The organism is Chromatiaceae bacterium, assembly GCA_024235395.1.
Lineage (GTDB): Bacteria > Pseudomonadota > Gammaproteobacteria > Chromatiales > Chromatiaceae > Thiosocius.
The window spans coordinates 748,846-774,671 of the sequence record JACKMK010000002.1; the positions used below are offsets into that span (position 1 = coordinate 748,846).

A 25,826-nucleotide genomic window follows, 5' to 3' on the forward strand; every position below is an offset into this window, starting at 1 on the left:
CGTCAAACCGGAAAGCGGTGCTGCGTCGCGCGACGCCGGCGGACAGCCCGAAGGGATCCTCCGGTGTCGGTTAGACTGTGATGAAGCATATCCACCTGATCGTGGATGCATCGTCTACACGCGTCTCCGGAGGTCGCCGTGGTGAAGGACAACAGTCTGAATAGGGTGCTGGGTCTCGGCATTGTGCTCGCCGCATTGGCGGGCGGATGGATGCCGTTGGGTTTCGCCGACGAGGGCGTGGCGCAGGCACAGCTCGATGCCGCCTGCGAGGCGGCCCGCGAACGCCGACTGGCCCCTGAACGTGAACGCTACATCGAGGAGTGCGTCGTCACTGGACAGCGGCCCGACCGGTCGGCCTGTGAGCGCTTCTACGCCGACTACGGCGCACAGTCCGGCCACCGCGCGCCGCTGTATTACGACCTGCCGGAATGTGTGAAGGCGTTCGAGTATCGCCGCAGCCACTCCTCGCGATGATCTGCTCTCCCGGCCAAGCGTCGCTTCGGCTTCCCGTTTCGTCTGACCCTCAGGGGTTGCCGAGCAGCAGATAGACAGCACTGGGATTGTCGTCGGCAAAGGTGCGTCCGAACGCCAGGTAGGCGGGACCGAGGAAGGTATCGGCACCGATGAACAGGCTGGCCGACGGGCGGGTCTTGTTTCCGGCGGTGATGTCGGCGCCGATGGCGCCACTGGTGGCCTCGATCGATCCGCCCAGATAGACACCGCGTCCGAGTGGCGCCGGCAGGCTGGCGATCTTGTAGGTGTAGACCGCGCGGGCAAGCGCAATGTCGCTGCCGACCAGTTCGTCCATGCGGTAACCGGAGCCGCGCAGAAAGCCGCCGAGCAGGAAGGGGTCGTAGATCGGTACCTCGTCGATGAGGCTGGTGCCGTAGTAGCCCGCCAACTGCAATGCGTGGTTGTCGACCGTCACTGCACCGACCAGCAGCAGTTCGGTCTTGTTGTATTCGTCGTCCGAACCCCAGCCCTGCACGGTACCGTAGGTGCGCAATTGTGCGAGCACGCCGTTGCGCGCAAAGCCCGGGCTGTCTATCTGGTCGAACACCAGGCTGACGCTGTAACCGGCCTGGTTCAGGTCGTGGTCCGGGAAGATTGGCAACAGGCCGAAATCCGCGTCGGCCTCCAGCGCGCCCGCAAAGACGCCCGCGCGCAACTCGCCGTATTTGTTCTGTACGCCGAAATCCAGGTGGGCGCGCGCGGTGCTGACGCGGTATTCGCCTATCCGGCTGCCGTTGATGAACAGCACCACCGGCTCGTCCTGTAGTTCGATCCAGGGCGCGACGAAGGCACCGGCTGTCACCGAGATCGGCTGATAGAACTCGCTGGTGAGGCGTTGGACATGCCCGATCTGCAGATCGTTGCGCCACTCTGCACCGAGGCTGTTGATCCAGGTGCTGCGGTGGCTGAGGCTGGCATTGAACCGGGTCTGCTCCGAATCGGAGGCCAGGCCGAGACCGAATTTCACGTAGTTCGGCCCCCATGACTTCTCGACACCCTGGACTTCGACGGTGCGTGTGCCCTGGCGGTCGATTATCGTGTAGTCCATGCGTTCGAAATCGCCGCGCCCATAGACCTGCTCGAGCCGGGTATCGAGGTTCTGCAGGCTGAAATCGGTCTCCGGCCGCCGACGCAGATCGATCCCGGGCACTTCGGCCAGTTCGCGCTCGATCACCGCCGGGTTCACCCGGCCACCACGGGTCGCGACGCGCACCTCGCGGACCGGCGGCACCTGCGGGAGGCGTGCCGCCACGGTCTGCCGCCAGGCCAGGTACTCGGTCTCCGACACCGCGTACCGACGCAGCTGGTCGGCCACTGCGCGGGCCGCTGCCTCGCCCTTCTCGACCAGCGGCATCGCCTCTGCAAACTGGGTCGAGCCGAAATCGCCGAGTTCCGGCTGGATCAGGATGTCGCCGGGATGCAGTGCGGCCAGCGAATGCCGCACGTTCTGTTCCATCATCACGTTGATCATCTGCAGCGAGATCCCGAATGCCGAATTCAACGCATCGCGCGGCAACAGGCCGCTACCGACATTGACCGCAATCACGACGTCGGCGCAGGCCTCGCGCGCGGCATCGATCGGCAGGTTCTGCAACAGACCGCCGTCGACATACAGGACACCGTCGATCGTGACCGGGGCGATCGCGCCGGGCACCGACATGCTGGCACGCATCGCCTTGACCAGATCGCCGCGGCTGAACTCCTTGATCGTGCCCTGTTCGATGTCGGTGGCGATCGCCCGGTAGGGGATCGGCAGCTGGTCGAAATCCTGGTCCGGGAAGTTTCCGGCCCGTTCGACCAGTTCGCGCAGCAGGAATTCGACCTTGTAACCGCCGGTTGATCCTGGCGGCGCCAGCAGACTGTTGCCGCGCTGGCCCAGTTCGAACCGAAACAGGTTTTCGTGGTCGTCGCGTTTCGCGCGATAGGGTTTTTCCGTTCGCGGTGGGTCGTCGGTGAACAGCTCGTCCCAGTCGATCTCGGCCAGCCGGGCCTGGATCTCGTCGACCGGGACGCCCGCGGCGTAGACGCCGCCGACCAGTGAACCCATGCTGGTTCCGGCGACGCACGAGATCGGGATGCGCATCTCGTCCAGCACCTTCAACACGCCGATGTGTGCGACACCGCGCGCGCCGCCCCCACCCAATACCAGCCCGATGCGCGGACGCGTCTGTTCTGTGATGCCGGGCGCTGGCCACAGCGCGGCCCCGAGCGCCGACAGGGCAAGGACGAGCGGCGCTATGCCGGAACGACGACAGCGAAGCATAGAGTCATCTCAAGGGGCGGTACCGGGCGCGATGGCCGGCGACAGGTTAACCCGGACACCATGGCCGGTTCCAGGACGGCGCCGCCCGCTTGGCGGGTCGATTGTTGGCACGGGCAGTGCAAACAAAATCGCTGAGTCCCTGTTTGATGCCGTCCCGTTCGCCGTTCGTATGCATACGGGGTCGCTACAGAATGACCGGCGAGTTCGCTAAGATGCGCGGCCCGCCGAATCCCCCAGAGTGGCAGCCGGCGCCATCCACGCCCTGGATGAGCCGGTGTGCAGTTGTGTGCAGTGATGATGGATAGCGCCAAGACGCCAAGACAGATACGCGTGCTGTTGGTCGACGACAGCACGGAACGCCGCGAGTCGGTCGAGCGCTCGCTGGCCGAGGTCGGCTGCAACGTGGTCGGTTTCGCGTGCGGACTGGACAACCTGGTGCAGCGGGTCAACGCGGCGAATCCCGATGTCGTGATCATGGATATCGAATCGCCCAGCCGGGACATGCTCGACAGCCTGAGATCGGTGCAGGCGAGCGCCCCGCGGCCGATCGTCATGTTCACCCAGGACGATGACGGCGAGACGATCACGCGCGCGACGCGTGCCGGCGTGAGCGCCTACGTGGTGGACGGCATCAGCCAGAAGCGCGTGCGGCCCATCGTCGATGCAGCAATCGAGCGTTTTCTGCAGTTCCGCGAGCTGACCGAGGAACTGGTAAAGACCCGGGCGCAGCTTTCCGAACGCAAGGTCGTGGACCAGGCCAAGGGCATCCTGATGAAACAGCGTGGCATGAGCGAGGAAGAGGCCTACAAGGCGATGCGCAACCTCGCGATGAACAAGAACAAACGCCTGGTCGACATCGCCGAGGGCATCGTCGCTGCGGCAAGCCTGTTGATCTGACACGGGCCGGGCGCGCCCATCGCCGCGGCGCGCCGTCGGTGCATCGACCCCCTGCGATGCATTGCACCAAGTTGTGCTGCCAGCGCCACCGTTCGTGGTTGTTCCGCACGGCTTTGGTGCAGCGCGTCAGCGTTTTCCGGACGCCGCCGGGCCCTGGTCGACATGGCCAGGCGACCGGTCTGCGACACGGCGACACCCCCGCCAAGGCCCTGAATCGACGGCAATTGCAGCGGTACAGGTAGGGATTCCGGCGTTCCCGCACGGGCGGCAGATGTCGAGATGGCACGCCGCTTGCTCTACCTGTCTGCAAACGAGCGATGTTTGCTGACCGGTGAACCCAACGGCGGGCCCCACCGAAAACATGCTCCGGCGGCCGACGTGGGCCGCACCAGACAACGGCGTCTCGTCACAGCTACCTCGGTAGCTGCGACGGAACGCCTTTTTTTTGGCCTGAATTTTTCGTAATGAGGTTTGACAATGACTCGAAATGACAAGCGGCTGAACCGTCGCAGCTTCATCGGGCGCACTGCGCTCGCGGCCGGACTGCTGCTGACCCTGGGGGGGCTGGGCAACGCCGTGCGGGCGGCGGTCGGTGAACCGGAGAAGGAAGATCTCAAGTTCGGCTTCATCAAGCTCACCGACATGGCGCCGCTCGCGGTCGCCTATGAAAAGGGCTACTTCGAGGACGAAGGCCTGTATGTGACGCTCGAGGCGCAGGCCAACTGGAAGGTGCTGCTCGACGGCGTGATCGATGGCCAGCTGGACGGTGCGCACATGCTCGCCGGTCAGCCACTGGCCGCGACCATCGGCTTCGGCACCAAGGCACACATCGTCACGCCGTTCTCGATGGACCTCAACGGCAACGGGATCACCGTGTCCAACGAGGTCTGGGAGCAGATGAAGCCGAACGTGCCGAAGCAGGCCGACGGCAAACCGCAGCACCCCATCAAGGCCGACTATCTGAAGCCGGTGGTCGACAAGTACAAGTCCGAAGGCAAGCCCTTCAAGATGGGCATGGTCTTCCCGGTGTCGACCCACAACTACGAACTGCGCTACTGGCTGGCCGCCGGCGGGATCCATCCAGGTTACTACGCGCCGCACAAGGGCGACATCACCGGCACCCTGAAGGCCGACGCGTTGTTGTCGGTCACGCCGCCGCCGCAGATGCCGGCCACGCTCGAGGCGGGCACCATCTACGGTTACTGCGTCGGCGAGCCCTGGAACCAGCAGGCGGTGTTCAAGGGTATCGGCGTGCCGGTGATCACCGACTACGAGATCTGGAAGGACAATCCGGAGAAGGTCTTCGGGATGACCAAGGAGTTCACCGAAAAATATCCCAACACCACGGTACGCGTGGTCAAGGCCCTGCTGCGCGCCGCCAAGTGGCTGGATGCCAACGACAACGGCAACCGTCCCGAGGCAGTGAAGATCCTTTCGCAGTCGAACTACGTCGGCGCCGACTACGAGGTCATCGCCAACTCGATGACCGGCACCTTCGAGTACGAGAAGGGCGACAAACGTGCGGTGCCGGATTTCAACGTGTTCTTCCGCTACAACGCGACCTACCCGTATTTCTCGGACGCGGTCTGGTACCTGACCCAGATGCGCCGCTGGGGCCAGATCGCCGAGCCCAAGGCCGACGGATGGTACGACGAGGTCGCCAAGTCGGTGTATCGCCCCGACATCTATCGCAAGGCCGCCGAGGAACTGATCGCCGAGGGCAAGATGACCACGGAGGAGTTTCCGGATTTCGCGAACGAGTCCGGTTACCGGGCACCGCAGACAGAGTTCATCGACGGCATCACGTTCGACGGCACCAAGCCCAACGATTATCTGAAGGCGTTCGCGATCGGGCTCAAGGGCGACGAAACCCTTTGACCGATGCCGCGGGACCGGGCCTGTGCCCGTCCCGCGACGCTACTGGATAGCAAACCAACGAGGAGCACACGATGATCAGTGCAATCCGTGATCGCAGGACCTTCGGGCTTGGCGCATTGGACCGCGTACTCGACTTTCTCGCCGGCGACGGCCTGACCAGGCTGAGCGGCAGCCTGGTGCGCAACGTGCTGGTGCCGCTCGCGGCCATCCTGGTCTTCCTGCTGTTGTGGACCGCGGGTGCCAAGCAGGTGCAGACATCGCTTGGCGAGTTGCCAGGGCCTTCGCAGGTGTGGGAGCAGAGCACCGCGTTGTATGGCGAGCACCGCGCTGAGCGCGAACGTGAAACGGCGTTCTATGACCGTATGCAAGAGCGGATCGACAAGGCGATCGCCGCCGGCAAGTCGGACGAACGGATCGACAAGCTACGTGACCGCAAGTACACGGGCAAGGCGACCTTCATCGACCAGATCTTCACCAGCCTGTGGACCGTGATGACCGGGTTCCTGCTGGCGTCGCTGATCGCGATCCCAATCGGCATCGTGATCGGCATGAGTCAGACGCTCTACCAGGCGTTCAACCCGATCATCCAGGTGTTCAAGCCCGTCTCTCCGCTCGCCTGGCTGCCACTGGTCACGATGGTCGTCTCGGCGGTGTACGTCAGCAGCGATCCCTGGTTCGAGAAATCATTTCTGAACTCGGCGATCACGGTCACGCTGTGCTGCCTGTGGCCGACCATCATCAACACCGCGGTGGGCGTGTCCGGCGTGAGCAAGGACCTGATCAACGTCAGCCGGGTGCTCAAACTCAACTGGTTCACGAAGACCACCAAGATCGTCCTGCCGTCGGCGATCCCGATGATGTTCACCGGTCTGCGCCTGTCGCTGAGCATCGGCTGGATGGTGCTGATCGCTGCCGAGATGCTGGCGCAGAACCCGGGGCTTGGAAAGTTCGTCTGGGACGAGTTTCAGAACGGCAGCTCGAACTCGCTGGCACGCATCATGGTCGCGGTGATCGTCATCGGGATCATCGGCTTCCTGCTGGACCGCGGCATGTTGATCCTGCAACGCACGGTGAACTGGGACAAGAGCGCAGTGCTCCGCTGAAGCAGGCGCGCCTTCGGATTTCGCAACAGGTTTAGGAAGCGTCATGAGTAGTTATCTGAATATCGATTACGTGAGTATCACCTTTCCGACCGACAACGGGCCGCTGAACGTCCTGAAGGACATCAGCCTCAAGGTCGAGCAGGGTGAGTTCATAACGCTGATCGGCCACTCCGGGTGTGGGAAGTCGACCGTGCTCAACATCGTCGCCGGCCTGTTGAATGCGACGCAGGGCGGCGTGCTGCTCGAGGAAAGGGAGGTCACTGAGCCCGGGCCCGACCGTGCGGTGGTGTTCCAGAACCACTCGCTGCTGCCCTGGCTCAGCGTCTACGACAATGTGCGCCTTGCCGTCGACCAGGTGTTCAAGGGTCGGAAGTCGCGGGCGCAGCGCGACGAGTGGACGCGTCACAACCTCGAGCTGGTGCACATGTCGCATGCGCTGGACCGCAAGCCGGACGAGATCTCCGGTGGCATGAAGCAGCGCGTCGGGATTGCGCGTGCACTGGCGATGGAACCGAAGGTACTGCTGATGGACGAGCCGTTCGGTGCGCTGGATTCGCTCACCCGGACGCACATGCAGGACTCCCTGATGGAGATCCAGGCCCGCCTGAACAACACCGTGATCATGATCACCCACGACGTCGACGAAGCGGTTCTGCTGTCGGACCGGATCGTGATGATGACCAACGGCCCGTCCGCCGAGGTCGGCCAGGTCCTGAACATCGACCTGCCGCGGCCGCGCGACCGGCTGACACTGGCCGACGACCCGCTGTACAACCACTACCGCGCGGAGGTGCTGCGGTTCCTGCACGAGCGCCATCAGAACCCGGAGAAGGCGCACGAGGCTGCCGTTTCGGCACCACCCGCGAACGTGGTTGAGCTGCCGCGTTCGCCGGGCCGCCGCAGTGGCCGCTTGCTGGAAAAGACCCGGCTGAGCATCGGTTTCGTCCCGCTGACCGACTGCGCACCCCTGGCAATCGCGCAGGAGAAGGGATTCTTCGCCCGTCACGGACTGGACGTGACGCTGTCACGCGAGTCGTCGTGGTCGAACATCCGCGACAAGGTATCGACCGGCATTCTCGACGGTGCGCAGATGCTCGCGGCGATGCCGCTCGCCAGCGTACTGCCGAGTTCGCGCTCGCAACCGATGGTCACGGCGCTCAGCCTGGACCTGAACGGCAATGCGATCACCGTTTCGAAGGAGCTCTACGGGCGCATGCTCGGCACCGGCGTGGACGGCCTCGACACGCCGCAGGGATCGGCGCAGGCATTGCGCCGGGTTATCGAGGATGACTTGCGACAGGGCCGCAGGAAGCTGTCGTTCGCGATGGTGTTTCCGGACTCCTCGCACAACTACCTGCTGCGTTACTGGATGGCGAGTGCCGGTATCGACCCGGACCGTGACCTGGACCTGGTCGTCGTGCCGCCACCGCAGATGAGCAACTACCTGCGCGCCGGCCTGTTGTCCGGCTACTGCGTCGGGGAGCCGTGGAACACCCTGGCGGTCAGCGAGGGGCTCGGGCATACGCTGGTGACCAGCTACGACATCTGGAACAACCATCCCGAGAAGGTGTTCGGGGTGACGCGTATCTGGGCGGATACCAATCCGAACACCCACGTCGCGGTCGTCGAGGCCCTGCTCGAGGCGTGCCAGTGGCTGGACGAACCTCATAACCGCGTCGAGGCAGCGCAGATCCTCAGCCAGGGGCGCTATGTGAACGCCCCGGTCGACGTGCTGGAGAAGTCGCTCGCCGGGCATCTGCAGTACAGCGCCGGCGAGGCAGTGCGCAAGGTCGAGGATTTCAATGTCTTTCACCGCTACCTGGCGAACTTTCCCTGGCGTTCACACGCGGTGTGGTTCCTCAGCCAGATGGTGCGCTGGGGACATGTCACGCCGGAGATCAACATCGAAAACATCACGCGCGCGGTGTATCGCCCCGCGGTCTACCGACAGGCGGCGGCAGCGCTGGGTCTGCCGGCCAGTGAGCACGACTGCAAGATCGAGGGCGAACACGAAGCGCCATGGCAGATGGCGGTGAGCGAACGCAACGTGCTGATCGGCCCGGATCGATTCATGGACGCGCGTCGTTTCGATGCGACCCGGGTACGCGATTACATCGCGTCGTTCGCGGCGGTCGCGTCGCTGAGTGAACGTCAGGCCGCGGACGAGTTGCAGCAGGCGCAGGCGTCCATCGGCTGATCGGGCAGCGGGAATCAACGACCGCCGATCGCAGGCGGGAAGGACAGGATACAGGATATGAAACAGAGACTGGTGGTCATCGGCAACGGCATGGCGGGCATCCGCGCCGTCGAAGAACTGCTCAAACTCGAACCGGAGTTGTACGAGATCACGGTGTTTGGCAGCGAGCCACACCCCAACTACAACCGCATCATGCTGTCGCCGGTGCTGGCCGGTGACAAAGAGGTGAATGACATCATCCTCAATCCGCTTGACTGGTACCGTGACCACGGCATCACCCTGCATAGCGGTTCAGAGGTGACGGGAATCGACCGCGTGGGACAGCTGGTGCAGACGCAGGACGGCGTGCAGACACCCTACGATCGCCTGTTGATAGCGACGGGGTCCATGCCGTTCATCATTCCGGTGCCGGGCGCCGACAAACCGGGCGTGATCGGGTTCCGCGATATCAACGACGTGGAGACCATGCTTCGATACGCCGCCAACGGGGGCAGCGCCGTGGTCATCGGCGGTGGCCTGCTCGGGCTCGAGGCCGCCAACGGCCTGCGTACCCGGGGGATGGACGTCACCGTCGTCCATCTGCTCGACAGCCTGATGGAACGTCAGCTCGACAAGCCCGCGGCGGCGTTGCTCAAGGCCAAGCTAGAGCAGCGCGGACTCGCGTTCCGGATGCAGGCGCAGACCAGCGAGATCCTCGGCGAAGACCGCGTGACCGGGGTGCGCTTCGCCGACGGCAGCGAGGTCGCGGCCGACCTGGTCGTGATGGCGGTCGGCATACGACCGAACATCACGCTGGCCAAGGACGCCGGCATCCATTGCGAACGCGGCATCGTGGTCAACGATACGATGCAGACCTTCGATCCTAAGATCTATGCGGTCGGCGAGTGCGTGCAGCACCGTGGCGACTGCTACGGGCTGGTCGCCCCACTGTTCGAGCAGGCCAAGGTCGCCGCGAACCACCTGGCGAAGATGGGGATCGCGCGTTACGAAGGTTCGGTGACGTCGACCAAGCTCAAGGTCACCGGCATCGACCTGTTCTCGGCCGGCGAGTTCAACGAAGGCGAGGGCGACGAGACGCTGGTGCTGCAGGACCCCGCACAGGGTGTCTACAAGAAGCTGGTGATCCGTGACGACAAGGTCAAGGGTGCCGTGCTGTACGGCGACACCCTGGACGGTACCTGGTACTTCACGCTGCTGCGCGAGGGCACTGACATCTCGGCGTTTCGCAGCACCATCCTGTTCGGCCAGCACGACCTCGGCGATGCCGGCCACGGCGACGCCACGGCCAGCGTGATGGCGCTGCCGGCCAGCGCCGAGATCTGCGGCTGCAACGGCGTCTGCAAGGGCGACATCGTCGACGCGATCGCGAAGAAGGGCCTGTTCACCCTCGACGAGGTGCGTGCACACACCAAGGCGTCGAGTTCGTGCGGTTCCTGTACCGGTCTGGTCGAGGCGATCCTGGCCAGCACCGTCGGTGAGGGTTACGACCAGACACCGAGCAAGAAAGGGATGTGCGGCTGCACCGAGCACAGCCACGACGACGTGATCGCCGCGATTCGTAACGGTGGTCTGAAGTCGATGCAGGCGGTGCGCCACGCGCTCGACTGGAAGAACCCGGACGGCTGCGCGAGTTGCCGGCCGGCACTGAATTATTACCTGCTGGCCAATTGGCCGGGCGAGTACCAGGACGATGCGCAGTCGCGGTTCATCAACGAGCGCGCCCACGGCAACATCCAGAAAGACGGTACCTATTCGGTCGTTCCCCGCATGTTCGGTGGGCTGTGCACCGCCGACGAACTGCGGGCGATCGCCGACGTATCCGACAAGTATCGGGTGCCCGAGATGAAGGTCACCGGTGGGCAGCGTATCGACCTGTTCGGAGTGAAGAAGGAAGACCTGCCGGCGATGTGGGCCGACCTGTCGGCGGCCGGTTTCGTCTCCGGACACGCCTACGGCAAGGCATTGCGTACCGTGAAGACCTGTGCCGGCAAGAACTGGTGCCGGTTCGGTACCCAGGATTCGACCGGGCTCGGCGTGCAGCTGGAGAAAATGACCTGGGGCTCCTGGATGCCGCACAAGTTCAAGCTCGCGGTGTCGGGATGCCCGCGCAACTGCGCCGAGGCGACGATCAAGGACTTCGGTGTGGTCTGCGTCGACTCGGGATACGAGCTGCATGTCGGCGGCAATGGCGGGATCAAGGTCCGGGTCACCGACCTGCTCTGCAAGGTCGAGACCGAGGCGCAGGTGCTCGAATACTGCGCCGCTTTCATTCAGCTGTATCGCGAACAGGCGCACTACCTGGAGCGTACGGCGCCCTGGGTCGAGCGTGTCGGGCTGAACTACATCAAGCAGCAGGTGCTCGACGATGCGGACAACCGCAAGGCGCTGCAGGAACGTTTCCTCCATAGCCAAACCATCGCACAGGTCGATCCCTGGAAGGCACGCGCCGACGGCGAAGCGGCGTACGAGTTCCAGAAGATCCGCGTGACCGCTGCGTAACCCGACAGATGCAAGACCGGCAGATGCGCCGACGTTGATGAATCAGGTGAAAAGACCATGAACAACTGGATAGAAATCGCACCACTGGACGCGATCCCGCGCCTGGGAAGCCGCGTGATCAAGACCGACACCATGGATGTCGCGGTCTTCCGTACCAGCGACGATCAGGTATTCGCGCTACGCGACGCCTGTCCGCACAAGGGTGGCCCCCTGTCGCAGGGCATCGTCCACGGCGCCTCGGTGACCTGTCCCCTGCACAACTGGAAGATCGATCTCGCCTCGGGCGAGGCGTTGGGTCCGGACGAGGGTTGTACCAATGTGTTCGCCACCAAGGTCGAGGGTGGCCGGGTCTACCTCGCGTTGAAGGCCGACGAGGCCGCGGCCTGATATGCGCGCGCAGGCAGGGATGTCAGGGATGAGCGCGATCGCTTCGGCCGAGTGCCCAAGGTGACCCAGATGCCGCCATCGCCAGGGCGCGATGCCGTGCGACAGGTACGCACCACCTGCCCCTACTGCGGCGTCGGTTGCGGCGTCGTCGTTTCGATCGATGCGAAGGGTGGCGTAGAGGTACACGGCGACCGTGATCACCCGGCGAATCTCGGGCGCCTGTGTTCCAAGGGTACCGCGCTCGCGGAGACGCTCGACCTCGACGACCGCCTGTTGTATCCCGAGGTCGACGGTCGGCGTACCCAATGGGACACCGCCCTCGATGCGGTCAGCGGTCGTCTGCGTTCGATCATCGATGAGCATGGGCCGGATGCGGTCGCTTTCTATGTCTCGGGACAGCTGTTGACCGAAGACTACTATGTCGCCAACAAGCTGATGAAGGGTTTTATCGGCTCGGCAAACATCGATACGAACTCCCGGCTGTGCATGTCGTCGGCGGTCGCCGCGTACAAGCGGGCGTTCGGCAGCGACACGGTACCGTGCAGTTACGAGGACCTGGACGACGCGGACCTGGTGGTGCTGGTCGGGTCGAACCTGGCATGGTGTCACCCGGTCCTCTATCAACGACTGCTGGCCGAGAAGAAACGCCGACCGGCGTTGAAGCTGGTGGTCATAGATCCGCGCCGGACCGCGAGTTGCGACGGTGCCGATCTGCACCTGCCGCTGCGCAGTGCGACCGACGCGGTCCTGTTCAACGGATTGCTGGCGTGGTTGCAGCAGAACGGCCACGCCGATCAGGCATTTGTCGATCGGCACACCGAAGGCGTCGGGCAGGCGCTGCGACTGGCGTCCTGGTATGCACCGAGCATGCGCACGGTCGCCGAACACTGCGGTCTGTCGATCGATGACGTCGCGCGTTTCTTCCACCTGTTCGGGTCGACCGAACGGGTCGTCACGCTGTTCTCGCAGGGCATCAACCAGTCGAGCAGCGGCACCGACAAGGGTGGGGCGATCATCAACTGTCATCTGTTGACCGGGCGCATCGGCAGGCGCGGCGCCGGGCCCTTCTCGATCACCGGTCAGCCCAATGCGATGGGTGGCCGGGAAGTGGGTGGTCTCGCCAATCAGCTGGCGGCGCACATGGATCTGGCCGACCCGCGGCACCGCGACCTGGTCACGCGCTTCTGGCAGGCACCGAACCTGGCGCAGCGCCCCGGTCTGAAGGCGGTCGACCTGTTCCGCGCGGTCGAGGAAGGCAGCGTCAAGGCGATCTGGGTCATGGCGACCAATCCTGCGGTCAGCCTGCCGGACAACGCCCAGGTGCGTCGCGCACTGGCGCGTTGCGAATGCGTCGTGGTGTCGGACTGCGTCGCGTCGAACGACACGCTCGGCTTCGCACACATCCGTCTACCGGCACTGACCTGGGGCGAGAAGGACGGCACCGTGACCAATTCCGAACGCCGGATCTCGCGTCAGCGGTCGTTCCTGCCGCCGCCAGGCGAGGCGCGTCCCGACTGGTGGATCATCAGCGAGGTGGCCAGGCGGCTGGGTTATGCCGGTTTCGACTATAGCGGGCCCGCGGCGATCTTCGATGAACACGCGCGCCTGTCGGCATTCGAGAACGACGGGCGGCGCGATTTCGATCTGTCCGGCCTGGTCGGGCAGGGCGACGCCGCCTACGCGGCTTTGCGTCCGGTAAAGTGGCCCCGCCGGTTACCCGATGCAACACCGGCCGAACCCTTCGCCGATCGACGGTTTTTCACCGCCAATGCGCGGGCACGCTTTGTTGCGGTCACGCCGCGTCCCCCGGCACACGCCGGCGATGCAGAATTTCCCTTGATCCTGAATACCGGTCGGGTGCGCGATCACTGGCACACCATGACCCGGACCGCGAAGTCGGCGCGGCTGTCTGGCCACACGGCCGAGCCGTTCATCGCGATCCACCCGCAAGACGCACAGCGCCTGTCGGTCGGCCACGGTCAGCTGGCGCGCGTGGCGAGCCGCTGGGGAGAGTCGATACTGCGCGTCAGTGTCAGCGACCAGCAGCCGGTCGGTCAGGTGTTCGCACCCATGCACTGGAGCGACCAGTTCGCGGCGGCGGCGCGTGTCGGCGGCATGGTCAACCCCGCGGTCGATCCGATCTCCGGGCAGCCCGAGTTCAAGCACACGCCGGTGCATGTCGAGCCGTACGCGGCCAGGTGGTACGGGTTCGTCCTGACCCGGCGCGCCCTGGATCTGTCACGGGCGGTGTACTGGTCGAAGGCCCGGAGGCCGGGCGTCTGGTTGTACGAAATGGCCGGTGACGGCCTGCCGGGCAGCTGGCCGGAGTATGCGCGGGAACTGCTCGACGACGGGCAGGGGGGTGACGAGTGGCGCGAGCTGCATGACTCGACCGGTGCGAACTATCGCGCGGCGCGGATCGTCGCCGGCCGCCTGGACGCGGTGATGATCGTCACACCGGAATACGTGCTGCCTGCGCGCGAATGGCTGGTGGCGTTGTTCGCGAAACCCGAGCTGCACGATGCCGAGCGGGGCCGCCTGCTGCGCGGCACGCCGCCACCCGGCGAACAGGACGCGGGCGCGATCGTCTGCTCCTGCTTCAGCGTCGGCATCAACACCCTCACCACCGCGATCCTCGACCAGGGCCTGATCACGCCGGAGGCGCTCGGCGAGGCGCTGGGCGCCGGGACCAACTGTGGTTCCTGTGTGCCCGAGATGCGTCGCCTGATTGCCGATCTGACACCAGGCACGGGTGCGCAATAGGGTCGCTGAACGCACCCGGTCCGGCACGCGCCCCCAGCCGCACACGCGCCGGCGATGCGGCACGCCGAGCGGCGGGGTGGTACATTCGGGTCAATCCTGGCGAATGACTGCATCCGCCATCGCTGTACGGACCGGTTGATGCACCCTGAACCTGATCCCCTTTTGCGTCGTCTGCGTTGGCTGACCTGGACCATCGTGCTGGTCCTGGTGGTCTGGCAGTTCCTGCCCTGGGCCGAACGTTACCTGATCGGCCTGAGCAGCGAGCCGCGCGCGGTCACGGCGCGTGGCGAACTGGCCGGGGACGAGCGTGCGACCATCGAGATCTTCGAGTGTGCCAGTCCATCGGTGGTGTTCATCAGCACCCGGCAACGCGTGCGCGACTACTGGACACGCAACGTGTTCAGCGTGCCGCGTGGTACCGGATCGGGCCTGGTGTGGGACGACCTGGGCCACGTCGTGACCAACAATCACGTGATCGAGGGTGCCTCGGAGGCGATCGTGCGCCTCAACGACGGGCGCAGCTACAACGCGGTCCTGGTCGGTGCCAGTGAGGCGCACGACCTGGCGGTGCTGCGCATCAACGTGCCGTTCGATCGTCCGCCTCCGGTTCCGATCGGCAGTAGCAACGATCTGAAAGTGGGCCAGAAGGTATTTGCGATCGGCAACCCGTTCGGTCTGGACTACACCTTGACCAGCGGCCTGGTGTCGGCCCTCGACCGCTCGCTGGCCGAGTCGAACGGTGCCACGATCGAACACCTGATCCAGACGGATGCGGCGATCAATCCGGGCAATTCGGGCGGGCCGCTGCTCGACAGTGCAGGGCGCCTGATCGGCATCAACACGGCAATCTACAGCCCCTCGGGTGCCTACGCGGGGATCGGGTTCGCCGTGCCGGTGGATACCGTGAACCGGGTCGTGCCGGAACTGATCGCGCGCGGCAAGTTCGTAAGGCCGGGTCTCGGCGTGTCGGTCGATGCCGACATCAATCGCCTGCTGATGCGCGAACTCGGTATGCAGGGGGTCGTCGTCCTCGAGGTCGAGCCCGGCTCGGCGGCCGAGGCGGTCGGCCTGCGTGGTACCGAGGTCGATCGTGACGGCCGCGTGATACCGGGTGACGTGATCATCGCGCTGGACGACACCCAGGTGGACTCCGTGGCCACGCTGTTGTCGCGGCTCGACGATCACCGGGTCGGTGATCGCGTCACGTTGCGCCTCTGGCGTGCCGGGCGCGAGACCGAACTCGAGGTGGTGCTGCAGCCCGGCGCCGATTGACCGCTGGCTCGTGCCGGCGCCATCGCGCACGCAACGACCGCTTCAGCGCGTGACCGGAACGGATACCGCCTGGCGCGATCTCGGGTGCGCGTTGAGCCGTGCCGCCAGCTTGCCGGCCAGCCGTTGTATGCCCTTGCGCGTGACGACATCCTGCTGCCCCTTGATCTCGATCACCAGGTCTTCGGCCACCTCGCCGGTACGCGCGTCGACCAGGCGGGCCATCAGGTAGCTGAACAGGAAGCTCGGCTTGTGCAGCCGCCCGACCACGATCCAGTCCGCGCCCTGAGCACGGGCCAGCTGCGCGGCGACGTCACCGTGCTCGAACAGGTAGCCCACGCCGGCGTTGGCCTCGTCCGCCACCGCCGGGTCGATGCTCACGATCTCGGTGTCAGCGGCCTGACCGAGGGCCTCCTCCAGCATCACGCCGAGCGACGCGACATACTGCCGGTCGGCCGCCGTGTCGGCGATCGGGGTCAGGTTCCGGGACTCGAAAGCCAGCACAGCGACCCCGGTCGCACCGGCACAGGGTGACAGGCCGAGGCAGCACACGCAGGCCAGTGCACCGAACCATGTCGAACAACGTATCGCAGGCCGCATCTCAGACATCAACATCCCCTCGTTCAACGAAGCCGGGATCGGCGGACGGTGCGCCACCGCTGCGACGGTGTGTCCGTGTCAGCCGATGCGCCGATGCTTGGCCAAGCCGTCGGTTGCGGGGGTGTCGCTGTCGGGCGGCACGAAGGTGTTGCCCTGCGCGGTCCCGTAGTGGCGTTCGAACTCGTGCTGCAGTTCGTGCAGGCGCGCGTCGATGGCTGCCGTGGACATCCTGCGGTGGCGTGCAACACCGACCTCCACCTCGGCGAGCACCCGTGCCGGTGACGCCGACATGAACAGGATCCGGTCGGCCAGCTGAACCGCTTCACGCAGGTCGTGGGTGACGAACAAGACGCGACAGCGTTGTTGTTCCCAGACGTCGAGCAACAGACCACGCAGCTGTTCAGCGGTCGGTGCGTCGAGCGAGACAAAGGGTTCGTCCATCAGCAGCAACTCCGGCTGGACGACGAACGCCCGGGCGAGCGCGACACGGCGTTGCATGCCGACCGAGACGCGACCCGGGTGGTAGTCGGCGAACTCGCGCAAGGCCATCGCTTCGAGCAGCCGGTCGATGCGTGCGGACGCCGCGCGTGGATCGTCCAGTACCAGGCGGATGTTGTCACGCAGCGTCAGCCAGGGCAGCAGGCGCGGATTTTGGAACACGTAACCCAGGCGCCGGCCCGAACCGGGCCAGGTGATCCGTCCGGTGAACTCCGGGTCCAGTCCGGCGACGATGTTGAGCAGGGTGCTCTTGCCGCAGCCGGAGGGACCGATCAGCGCGACGAATTCGCCGTCGCGGATCGCGAAGCGGATGTCGCACAGGACGGGGCGGCTCGGGTTGCGCGCGAACCGCTTGTCGTCGACCTCGATCACCAGGTCCATCGCCGCGCACTCAGGGTTCGTCCGCAGGCCGGCCGGCCGCGCATCCGGTCGGCAGGCCGCACGTCGGTGGCGGGTCGCGCAGACCGGGTGTGGGCGACCCGCCGTGCCGCAGGCCGTCGGGCGCGGCGCGCGTTCACGGAAGACGCCATCGGTTGGATGCGCGTTCGAGCGGCTGCAGTATGCCGTACTCGATCGCCAGCATGACGAGGATGAAGGCCATGCTGTAGGCGAGGATCGCGGCGACGTCGAACAGCTGGAAATAGAGATGCAGCTGGAAACCGACACCGTCGCTGCGGCCGAGCAGCTCGACCACCAGTACCACCTTCCAGATCAGCGACAGGCCGTTGCGCGCAGCGACCGTGAAATACGGCAGCAACTGCGGCAGGGTGACGAAAAGCAGCGTCTTGCGCCGCCCGATGCGGAAACTGTGCGCCATGGCCAGATAGTCGCGGTCGAGCACGCGCGCACCTTCGCGCAGGGTGACGATCACATTCGGCAGCTTGTTGATCGCGATCGCGAGTACCGCAGTGGTCTCCAGCAGCCCGAACCACACGTATCCCAGTACGATCACCACCAGTGCCGGTATGTTCAGCAACAGGATCAACCAGGGATCGAGCAGCAGGTCGGCGGTACGCGAGCGTCCCATCAGGATGCCGATGGCGCTGCCCAGCAGCATCGCGATCAGGAACGCGAGTGCGACGCGGCGAAGCGTCGCGGCGAGGTGGGCCAGCAAGGGACCCTGAGTGGCCTCCCGCCATCCCCACGCGGTGACCTCGATCGGCGAGGGTAGCATCGGGTCGTCGAGCAGGCCGGAAAGGATCTGCCATCCTGCCAGCAGCAGCACGGCGGAACCCAGACGCAGGGCGGCGGGGGAAGGATTCAGCATCGCCGTTCAATCGTCGTCGATCCCCCAGAAGGTCCCGGGACTCAGACCGCCGCCCGACAACACCGCGTGTTCGCCGCCGATCTCGCCGAGCAGGTCGGCGAGGCGTTCGGCCGACGACAGCCGCTCACGCGTCATCGGCTCCGGTATCCCGGCCCGAAAACCATCGCGCAAGGCCTCAAAGGTGGCCTGGTCCGGTGCCGCCATCAAGGGGCGCAGGGCGTCCCACTCGGCATCGGACGTCGCCAGCAGGCGTCGCGCCTTGCCGATCGCGGTCTGGAAACGATCGACAAGCTCCGGCTGTGCGCGCGCCCAGCGGTCGGCGAACACGTAGCCGATCAGTGGCAACTCGGCATCAAGGCCAAGTTCCCGGGCCACCTCGCGCGCCTGTATCAGCACCCGCATGCCCTTGGCGCGCAGGCGCGCGACGTGCGGCCAGAAATTGATCACCGCGTCCAGACGTCCCTCTTCGAGCTGGCGATTGAGCAGCGGCGGCGCGCCGTAGACCGGTTCCACGCTCTCGGCAAGGTCGGGCCCACCCTGGTGCAGCGACAGTGCACGCAACAACAGCCAGTTCTTGTCCAGGGGCCCGCCGGCGATACCGACCCGTTTCCCGGCCAGGTCACGCAGGGCGTGGATCGGCGATGTCGCCGGTACCACCAGTGCGCCGGCGGCACTCGAGTACCCGATGAAGCGCAGGTCGCGTCCCGCCGCACGCTGACGCGAGACCCACAACCAGTCGTTCAGGGCCATGTCGACCTCGCCACCCTGGAGGGCCACCATCGTGGCCTGTTTGCCGGCCAGTTCGATCACCTCCAGACGGATACCCGCAGCGCGGTCGAAACCGTGCCGGCGAACCGTCTGCAGCTCCCAACTCGCGGTGCCGAACTTCAGTACCGCGATACGGACCGGCGACTCCGCGAATGCCGGGCAGGCCAGCATCAGCATCGACAACAGGAACAGTGATGCGGCACCGATATCCGTCCGGCTTGGGCGGCGCGTGGATACCGGTGACGACAGATCCAGCATGTATCACTCCCGAACGTGCATGGCTGGCGCGCGATTTGCGTCGCCTGCGGCGAGGACTCGATCCGGGTCGTGGTCGATCCGGCGTGATCGAAGAGAAGCAAGTCATGGGCCAGTCCACGTCGAATACGGTCAGCCACGCCCGCCCGGTAGCGGGTGGCGGGCTGCGCCTGTGGTTGCTCTTCGGCCTGTGGATGGCCGCGAGCGGGTCGATGCACGCGGCCAACGGATTCGAAGAGATCGCACCCGGGGTGTACATGCGCCCAGGCGTACAGGCGACACCGGACGCCGAAAACCGCGGACACGTCGCGAACCTGGGCTTCATCATCGGTCGCGAGCGCGTCGTCGTGATCGACGCCGGTGGCAGTTACGCAGAGGGCGAAACGGTGCTGGCCGCCGTGCGCCGGGTGACCGACAGGCCGATCGCCTGGCTGGTACTGACGCACATGCATCCGGACCATGCGCTCGGGGCCGCGGCGTTCGCCGACCGTGGCATACCGATTGTCGGACATGCGCAGCTCGGCGATGCGTTGAATCGACGCCGCGACGCCTACCTGCAGCCGGTCGAAGCCTATCTCGGCCAGGCTGCCGCGGGTACGCGCATCGTGCTTCCGGATATCGCGGTCACGCCGGGTCAGCTGTTTACCCTCGACCTCGGCGGCCGGGTCGTGGAGTTGCAGGCGCATCCGACCGCGCATACCAACAACGACCTGAGTCTGTATGACCGGCAGAGCGGCGTGCTGTGGCTTGCCGACCTGTTGTTCGCCGACCATGTGCCGGTGATTGACGGCAGCGTGCGCGGCTGGTTGCGACTGATCGACGAGCTCGGCGCGCGCGAACCGGCACTCGTCGTGCCCGGACATGGCCCGGTGCGCCCCGACTGGCGGACCGATCTGCAGCGCGAGCGGGAATACCTGGATGCGGTTGCCAGCGGCGTGCGCACGGTGATTGCCGCCGGCGGCGATATCGGCGACGCGCTCGAGCGCGTCGTTCCGGCGCAGCACGCGCACTGGTTGATGTTCGATGAGTTTCATCGGCGCAACGTCAGTGCGGCATTCGCCGAACTCGAGTGGGAATGAACGGCAGCGGGTCCAATCGCGGCACTTGGCATCCAATTTGGATCTTTTTCCCGAGGGTCTTCGTTCGACCGCCACCCCGGAGAATCCGCATGCCGCCTGTTGCAGAACTGGGACGCCGGCTGATCAACGCGGTACGACGCCGACACAACTTGGCCCTGACGTTCGGCCTGCTGATCGGTGCGTCCGCTGTCGTCGCTGCGGTGCAGCAATCCGAGCAGAGCCGTTGGCCGGAGATCCGCAGTGCCCTGTTCGGTGAGCGGGCCGTCCAGGATGGTGCCGGGCTGATCGCGCTCGACACGCCGTCGCGTGCGCAGGACGCGGCGGTGGTGCCAATCGAGATCGCGACGCGCTTCGAGCAGACACCGCAGCGCTTCATCAAGAAGCTCTACCTGATCATCGACAACAATCCCTCGCCGGTGGCCGCAGTGTTCGAGTTCCCCGGCGACCGGGCATGGCACAGCATCGCGACCCGGATCCGGGTCAATGCCTACACCGACGTGCGCGCGGTGGTGGAACTGAGCAACGGCGAGATCTACATGACCGGCAACTTCGTCAAGGCATCCGGCGGCTGTTCGGCGCCGGCGTTGAAGGATCCGGCTGCCGCGGCCGCACAGCTGGGTCGCATGAAACTGATCCTGCCACCGGAAGACGGCGCGGACGATCTGCTGCTCGCCCGTCTGATGGTGCGGCATCCGAACAGTTCGGGCCTGCAGTTCGACCAGATCTCCCGCAACTTCATCCCGGCCGACTATGTGCAGAATATCGAGGTGAGCTACAAGGGCGCGCCCCTGTACAAGGTCGCGACCGATATCTCGATCAGCGAGAACCCGTCGATTACGTTTGGTTTCATCCCCGACCCGGGAGACGCGACGCTGGTGGCCCGGATCACGGATTCGCAGGGGCGGCAGTTCGAACAGCGGTTTCCGGTCGCATCCTCGCCCTGAGCGGCGGGCGCGGGGCTGCGCGGCGGTGACCGATCAGAAACAGCGCAATGTCGATTCGGCCTGCACCTCGCGCAGGTGGGTGACGGCGTTCTTCGCCCAGTTCGAGCCTTTGTAGACGGCCGCCCGGCCGGTGCCCGGCATCTGCTGCAGTCTCAGCAGTGTCTCGACACGTTCGTATTCGTCGTAGGGGATCGATTCCGCGATGAAGTCGATGCTGCATGCACACTTGCGCAGCAGGTCCGGAGAGGTGCCGTTGGACAACATGCAGCCGAGCACGTAGTCGGCGATGACCGCGCTTGGATAGGCGGCGGTCTGCGGGGTGGGCTGCTCGCAGTCGGCCGCCTGCAGCGAACTGACGGACAGGGCGCATGCCAAAAGTACCGGGAGCGGCGATCGCATCGATAATCCTCCTGTGTCTGATAACGGCGGTTCGGCGGCTCACGGCCGACCGCGCGACCTAGGTCGTCAATGGACCTCGGCGGTCTGGCGAAAATGCAATTCCTCTTCGACCATGTCGCCGGCCGCGGTCGCCATGCGCGTGCGGATCAGCAACAGATCGCCGGGCACCTGTTCGGAGTAGCCGAACACGTACTCCTTGTCCGCGTAGCCGTCGAACGCGGCCAGCGTCTCGTCGCTGGTGAACGGCACCACGGTGATCATTGTCGCATCCACCTGTCGCTCACCGACGGTGGCGCGCGTCTGCACGATCTGTGGCGTTCGAAACGCCTTGCGGATGCGGTTGCGGAAATGTGCGACCGGCGTGCCGGTGTGCTGCGCCATGTCGCGGATGTCGCGCTCCAGGAACTGCACCGCGACCGGGTTGCCGCGATAGCCGTGCGTATCGGGGAACCTGATCCGATCCTCGCCGCTGAGGAACTCGAATGACAGATCGCGGCGCGCCTCATCGACCACCCCGGTGACGGTCATCCGGACTTCGTCGACCTTGTCCACCCGGCCTGTGGCGCGACTGGCGAAATCGTAGACCAGCGTCTGTCCCTGTCGCGTCTGTCTGAGATGCTCGCCGAGGAACACCAGCTCCTGTGCCCGGTTCAGTTCCTCGGCCGGCGCCTCGGCAACAGCGCGTGCGGCAGCAAACGCGAGGCACGCGATGGGCAGCCATTTCAGCAGACGGTACAGCGACATGACGACGGGTCTCCGGTGGTTTCGAACGGGTAAAGACATCGGCGGGATACCGGCAGCGAAGCAGGCCCGGGCCGCCGCACGGCTCAGCCGAACAGCCGCTTGAGCCAGCCGAACAGGCCGCCGCCTGTGGATTCGGCCGGCCGCGGTCGTGCACCCGTCGTCGTTTCCCGGCGGGCGCCGGCGACCGGCGCGGGCCGAGCCGGTGCCGGGTCCGGGTCCGGGGCCGCCGTGGGACGGTTCGGGACTGGGTTCGCGACTGCCGCCCGGTGTTGCTCGTAGTGGCGTCGCAACACCGAATCACTGGGCGGCAGCGCGAGGAATGCCTGCCAGGCGAACGCGGCGGCCGATTCGTGGTGCCGACGCAGTGTCGAGTCTTCTGGGTAGTCGGATCTGTACATGGTGTGCTCCTGGCCGAATGCGTGGATGCGCCGGTCAGCTGCCTCCGGCGACGAAAATCCCGAATGCGCGCGGTCCCTCGCCGGTGGGTATGCGGTCGGTCACTTCGAGGCTGTGGCTGTCGAGGATCAGCAGCTCATTGCTGAACCAGCTCGCGACATAGACGCGTTCGCCATCGGGGTCGGCGACGATACCCTCCGGAAACTCGCCGACCGCCCGTTCCGCAACGACCTCGAGTCGCGCGCCGTCGATCAGCGACACGCTGTTGGCGTGCTGGTTGGTCACATAGATGCGCGTACCGTCCGGCGACACCGCGACCGCGTAAGGGGTGCTGCCGACAGCGATGGTCGCGATCGGCTGCAACGTCCTGGCGTCGATCACGCTCAGGTCGTTGCTGGCCACGTTGGCCACATACAGGCGTGCCCCGTCCGGCTCGATACCGATCCCGAACGGGCGTTGTCCGGTCGCCACGTGACCGACTACCGCCAACGTGGTGGCATCGATCACGCTCAGCCGGTTGTCGTCGCGGTCGGCGACAAAGATTCGCGAACCGTCCGCAGCAACCGCCACGCCCGACGGTGCCCTGCCAACGCCGACCCGGGCCAGCGGCTTGAGTGTCTGCGCGTCCAACACCTGCAGCTCGTTGGCGAACCAGTCGGTGACGTAGACGCGGCTGCCGTCGGGGCTCAATGCAATGCCGAGTGGCCCCTGACCGCCGACGCCCTCCATCGTCACCTCGTGCGAGCGGCCGTCGAGCCGATAGATGCGCCCGGTTTCGGGATCGGAGATGAACACGTCGTGGCCGTTGCGCGACACCGCGACGCCGGCCGGTCGCTCGCCCACGGCGATGTCCACCGTCACGCGACGCTCGCCAAGATCGATCACCGAGATCGAGCTGCTGTCCTGGTTGGGGACGAACGCAAAAGGCGCACCGATGGCGCCGCCGGCAAGCAACACCGCCGTGGCCGCCAGGGCCCGTGCACCATGCACTGCGGGATGTGGCGTGCGGCGGTGACCCATTCAGCCCCCTTCGATGACCTTCTTGGCGTTGTCCAGCCCGGACTCGTAGACACCGGTCACAGCATCGACCGCGGCCTGGTCGCTCAACTCGGCTGGCGGGTCGTTGTTGGGGTAACCGCGGTAGAACGCGCCCTTCCAGGTGACCCGGCTCCCCCCGTCGGTCGGTGTGACGTTGATCCACGACGAGTAGTTGGTCACCGGCAACACCTTCACGTCGACCTGTTCTATCCGGTAGAACAAGGCGTGCTTGTCGCCGTCGTATTGCTCGAGCACCTCGAAGATCTGTCCGCCACCCCCCAGCGTCAGGGTGCGCGTCGCGCCCGGCTGATTGCCGCCCTCGCCGGTGGTCGAGGTGACGGCCGGGTGCCAGCTCATGTTCTGGAAGTCGCCGATCACGGACCAGACCTTGTCCGGTGGGGCGGCGATATCGCGCGTGATCACGACTTTTTTGCGAGTCGGGCCGTGCGCAGAGCTGATCCCCGCGTAGGCGACCAGGAACGCGATCAACGTTATCAATAGACGTTTCACCGAGGCTCCTCCCGGGCGATGCGACGATGGAAGTTACGGGTTGGGTGACTGTGTGATGAGCAATGTCCATGCCGAACCCAATGCCCGGGGTTGCGAGCAGCCTCCGAGTGACCGCCCGGGCGCATGCGCGGTAAGCAATCCGGCATCGCCACCCGGCTGCGGTGCCGGGTGTGACGGCGACGCGTTACATCGCTGACACGCTGTGTTGCATCGTGGCCGCGATCGCGGTCCACCCACTTCGACAGAGCCTGTGCAATACGGTGTCGGTCGAATCGGGCGGTACATCGCGGCGCCCGTCCACACGCGTGGTACGTCCCTTGCTTGGGGGGTAAGGCAGGCGATCGGCCGGGCGGCCGCGAGAGGACCGTTATCGATGCGAACATGTCTGGTGTTGTTACTTGCGGCACTGTCGACGGGTGCCCAGTCGCTGACCCTGGAGATCGGGCTGCTGGGGCGCCATCCGGAGGAGTCGCTGCCGCTGACGTCGCTGGAACCACGCATCGTCGACGATGGCGTGGCCGGAGCGGAGCAGGGCATACGTGACAACAACACGACTGGACGGTTCACCGGTCAGTCGTTCGTGCTCGATCCGGTGGTGATACAGCCGGGTGAGTCCGCCGCCGCTGCGTTCCGCGCGCTGCACGCCAAGGGGGTCCGCCTGTTCCTCGTGAACCTGTCGGCGGCCGACCTGCTGGCGGTGGCCGACCTGCCCGAGGCGGCTGACAGCCTGTTGTTCAATATCGGCGCAACGGACGACAGGCTGCGCGTCGCCGAGTGCCGAGACAATCTGCTGCACACCGCGCCGAGCCGGGCGATGCTCACCGATGCGCTGGCCCAGTATCTCGCCTGGAAGCGTTGGACACGTTGGTTCCTCGTCGTCGGACGGGGGCCCGCCGATACCGCGTATGCGAGCGCGCTGGAGCGTGCCGCCAAACGTTTCGGCGGTAAGATCGTCGAACGCAAGGAGTGGACCTTCGATGCCGGCGCACGTCGAACGGACTCCGGCCATTTCCACGAGCAGCAGGCGGTGAACGCGTTCACCCAGGTCGACGACTACGACATCCTGCTGGTCGCCGACGAGGCCGACAGCTTCGGCGAATACCTCAACTATCGTACCTACCAGCCGCGTCCGGTCGGTGGTACCCAGGGGCTGACCGCGACGGCATGGAGCGGGGTGTTCGAGCAATGGGGGGCGACCCAGTTCCAGCGCCGGTTCAACAGCGTAACGGGACGGTGGATGACCCCGTTGGACTACGCGGCCTGGCTCGCGGTACGCAGCCTCGGCGAAGGCGCCACACGCACCAGTTCCGCCGATCCGCAGGTGTTGCACAGCTATCTGCTGGGTCCGGAATTCAAGCTGGCGGCATTCAAGGGCGTACCGGTCGGTTACCGTGAATGGAACGGCCAGCTGCGCCAACCCCTGCTGATCGTGTCGCGGCGGATCCTGGTGTCGGTGTCGCCGCAAGAGGGCTTTCTGCATCAGTTCTCACCGCTCGACACCCTCGGTTATGACCGCGCGGAGGTCCGCTGTGCCAGGTGAGGCCAGCCGATCAGGCAAT

Annotated in this window: 22 protein-coding genes; 12 read left to right on the forward strand and 10 right to left on the reverse strand. The window is 65.6% G+C overall.

Annotated features, from left to right (window positions below; translation table 11 throughout):
- Positions 1–141 precede the first annotated feature (141 nt).
- Complete coding sequence (locus H6955_11530; GenBank protein ID MCP5314186.1) at positions 142–474, forward strand: hypothetical protein; 333 nt, start codon at positions 142–144, stop codon at positions 472–474.
- Positions 475–523: 49 nt separating this feature from the next.
- Here H6955_11530 and H6955_11535 read toward each other — a convergent pair whose 3' ends face one another.
- Positions 524–2,776, reverse strand: a complete 2,253-nt coding sequence (locus tag H6955_11535) for a patatin-like phospholipase family protein (protein ID MCP5314187.1) — start codon at positions 2,774–2,776, stop codon at positions 524–526.
- A gap of 297 nt (positions 2,777–3,073) precedes the next feature.
- Between H6955_11535 and H6955_11540 the strand changes: the two genes are divergently transcribed.
- The 8 genes from H6955_11540 to H6955_11575 all read left to right on the forward strand — a co-directional run bounded on the left by H6955_11540 (position 3,074) and on the right by H6955_11575 (position 15,772).
- On the forward strand, positions 3,074–3,673 hold the full coding sequence (locus H6955_11540; protein ID MCP5314188.1) for an ANTAR domain-containing protein: 600 nt from the start codon (positions 3,074–3,076) through the stop codon (positions 3,671–3,673).
- 477 nt (positions 3,674–4,150) lie between these two features.
- Positions 4,151–5,551: an ABC transporter substrate-binding protein gene (locus H6955_11545; protein ID MCP5314189.1), complete on the forward strand. Its 1,401-nt coding sequence runs from the start codon at positions 4,151–4,153 to the stop codon at positions 5,549–5,551.
- Between the two features lie 71 nt (positions 5,552–5,622).
- Positions 5,623–6,654 (forward strand): ABC transporter permease, encoded by a 1,032-nt coding sequence (locus H6955_11550; GenBank protein MCP5314190.1) that lies wholly within the window; start codon positions 5,623–5,625, stop codon positions 6,652–6,654.
- Between the two features lie 43 nt (positions 6,655–6,697).
- The gene (locus H6955_11555; GenBank protein ID MCP5314191.1) at positions 6,698–8,851 is read left to right on the forward strand and encodes an ABC transporter substrate-binding protein; all 2,154 of its coding nucleotides are present in this window, start codon (positions 6,698–6,700) and stop codon (positions 8,849–8,851) included.
- A 57-nt stretch (positions 8,852–8,908) separates the two neighbouring features.
- A complete protein-coding gene (locus H6955_11560; GenBank protein ID MCP5314192.1) occupies positions 8,909–11,350 on the forward strand; it encodes an NAD(P)/FAD-dependent oxidoreductase in 2,442 nt (813 codons plus the stop codon).
- Between the two features lie 57 nt (positions 11,351–11,407).
- Complete coding sequence (gene nirD, locus H6955_11565) at positions 11,408–11,737, forward strand: nitrite reductase small subunit NirD (protein MCP5314193.1); 330 nt, start codon at positions 11,408–11,410, stop codon at positions 11,735–11,737.
- 69 nt (positions 11,738–11,806) lie between these two features.
- Positions 11,807–14,500: a molybdopterin-dependent oxidoreductase gene (locus tag H6955_11570; protein ID MCP5314194.1), complete on the forward strand. Its 2,694-nt coding sequence runs from the start codon at positions 11,807–11,809 to the stop codon at positions 14,498–14,500.
- A gap of 138 nt (positions 14,501–14,638) precedes the next feature.
- A complete protein-coding gene (locus tag H6955_11575) occupies positions 14,639–15,772 on the forward strand; it encodes a trypsin-like peptidase domain-containing protein (GenBank protein ID MCP5314195.1) in 1,134 nt (377 codons plus the stop codon).
- A 42-nt stretch (positions 15,773–15,814) separates the two neighbouring features.
- Here the strand turns inward: H6955_11575 and H6955_11580 are convergent, their stop codons facing one another.
- The 4 genes from H6955_11580 to H6955_11595 all read right to left on the reverse strand — a co-directional run bounded on the left by H6955_11580 (position 15,815) and on the right by H6955_11595 (position 19,160).
- Positions 15,815–16,378: a DUF2380 domain-containing protein gene (locus H6955_11580; protein ID MCP5314196.1), complete on the reverse strand. Its 564-nt coding sequence runs from the start codon at positions 16,376–16,378 to the stop codon at positions 15,815–15,817.
- Between the two features lie 69 nt (positions 16,379–16,447).
- Positions 16,448–17,248 carry an ABC transporter ATP-binding protein gene (locus tag H6955_11585; GenBank protein ID MCP5314197.1) on the reverse strand — a complete coding sequence of 267 codons (801 nt, stop codon included), beginning with the start codon at positions 17,246–17,248 and terminating at the stop codon, positions 16,448–16,450.
- Between the two features lie 133 nt (positions 17,249–17,381).
- Positions 17,382–18,134, reverse strand: coding sequence for an ABC transporter permease (locus H6955_11590; protein ID MCP5314198.1), 753 nt, complete (start codon positions 18,132–18,134; stop codon positions 17,382–17,384).
- A gap of 6 nt (positions 18,135–18,140) precedes the next feature.
- Positions 18,141–19,160, reverse strand: a complete 1,020-nt coding sequence (locus H6955_11595; protein MCP5314199.1) for an ABC transporter substrate-binding protein — start codon at positions 19,158–19,160, stop codon at positions 18,141–18,143.
- Positions 19,161–19,264: 104 nt separating this feature from the next.
- Between H6955_11595 and H6955_11600 the strand changes: the two genes are divergently transcribed.
- Both H6955_11600 and H6955_11605 read left to right on the forward strand, forming a co-directional pair.
- The gene (locus tag H6955_11600) at positions 19,265–20,236 is read left to right on the forward strand and encodes a quinoprotein relay system zinc metallohydrolase 2 (GenBank protein ID MCP5314200.1); all 972 of its coding nucleotides are present in this window, start codon (positions 19,265–19,267) and stop codon (positions 20,234–20,236) included.
- 89 nt (positions 20,237–20,325) lie between these two features.
- Positions 20,326–21,180, forward strand: a complete 855-nt coding sequence (locus H6955_11605; GenBank protein ID MCP5314201.1) for a quinoprotein dehydrogenase-associated SoxYZ-like carrier — start codon at positions 20,326–20,328, stop codon at positions 21,178–21,180.
- 33 nt (positions 21,181–21,213) lie between these two features.
- On the opposite strand, the gene H6955_11610 is transcribed toward H6955_11605, so the two are convergent.
- The 5 genes from H6955_11610 to H6955_11630 form a co-directional block, all read right to left on the reverse strand.
- Positions 21,214–21,579 (reverse strand): hypothetical protein, encoded by a 366-nt coding sequence (locus H6955_11610; protein MCP5314202.1) that lies wholly within the window; start codon positions 21,577–21,579, stop codon positions 21,214–21,216.
- A 66-nt stretch (positions 21,580–21,645) separates the two neighbouring features.
- A complete protein-coding gene (locus H6955_11615) occupies positions 21,646–22,323 on the reverse strand; it encodes a hypothetical protein (GenBank protein ID MCP5314203.1) in 678 nt (225 codons plus the stop codon).
- 83 nt (positions 22,324–22,406) lie between these two features.
- Positions 22,407–22,721 carry a hypothetical protein gene (locus H6955_11620; GenBank protein ID MCP5314204.1) on the reverse strand — a complete coding sequence of 105 codons (315 nt, stop codon included), beginning with the start codon at positions 22,719–22,721 and terminating at the stop codon, positions 22,407–22,409.
- A gap of 34 nt (positions 22,722–22,755) precedes the next feature.
- Positions 22,756–23,739, reverse strand: coding sequence for a YncE family protein (locus H6955_11625; GenBank protein MCP5314205.1), 984 nt, complete (start codon positions 23,737–23,739; stop codon positions 22,756–22,758).
- Positions 23,740–24,267 carry an SRPBCC family protein gene (locus tag H6955_11630; GenBank protein ID MCP5314206.1) on the reverse strand — a complete coding sequence of 176 codons (528 nt, stop codon included), beginning with the start codon at positions 24,265–24,267 and terminating at the stop codon, positions 23,740–23,742.
- 373 nt (positions 24,268–24,640) lie between these two features.
- Here H6955_11630 and H6955_11635 point away from each other — a divergent pair, with 373 nt between their 5' ends.
- Positions 24,641–25,807: an ABC transporter substrate-binding protein gene (locus H6955_11635; GenBank protein MCP5314207.1), complete on the forward strand. Its 1,167-nt coding sequence runs from the start codon at positions 24,641–24,643 to the stop codon at positions 25,805–25,807.
- Positions 25,808–25,826 lie beyond the last annotated feature (19 nt).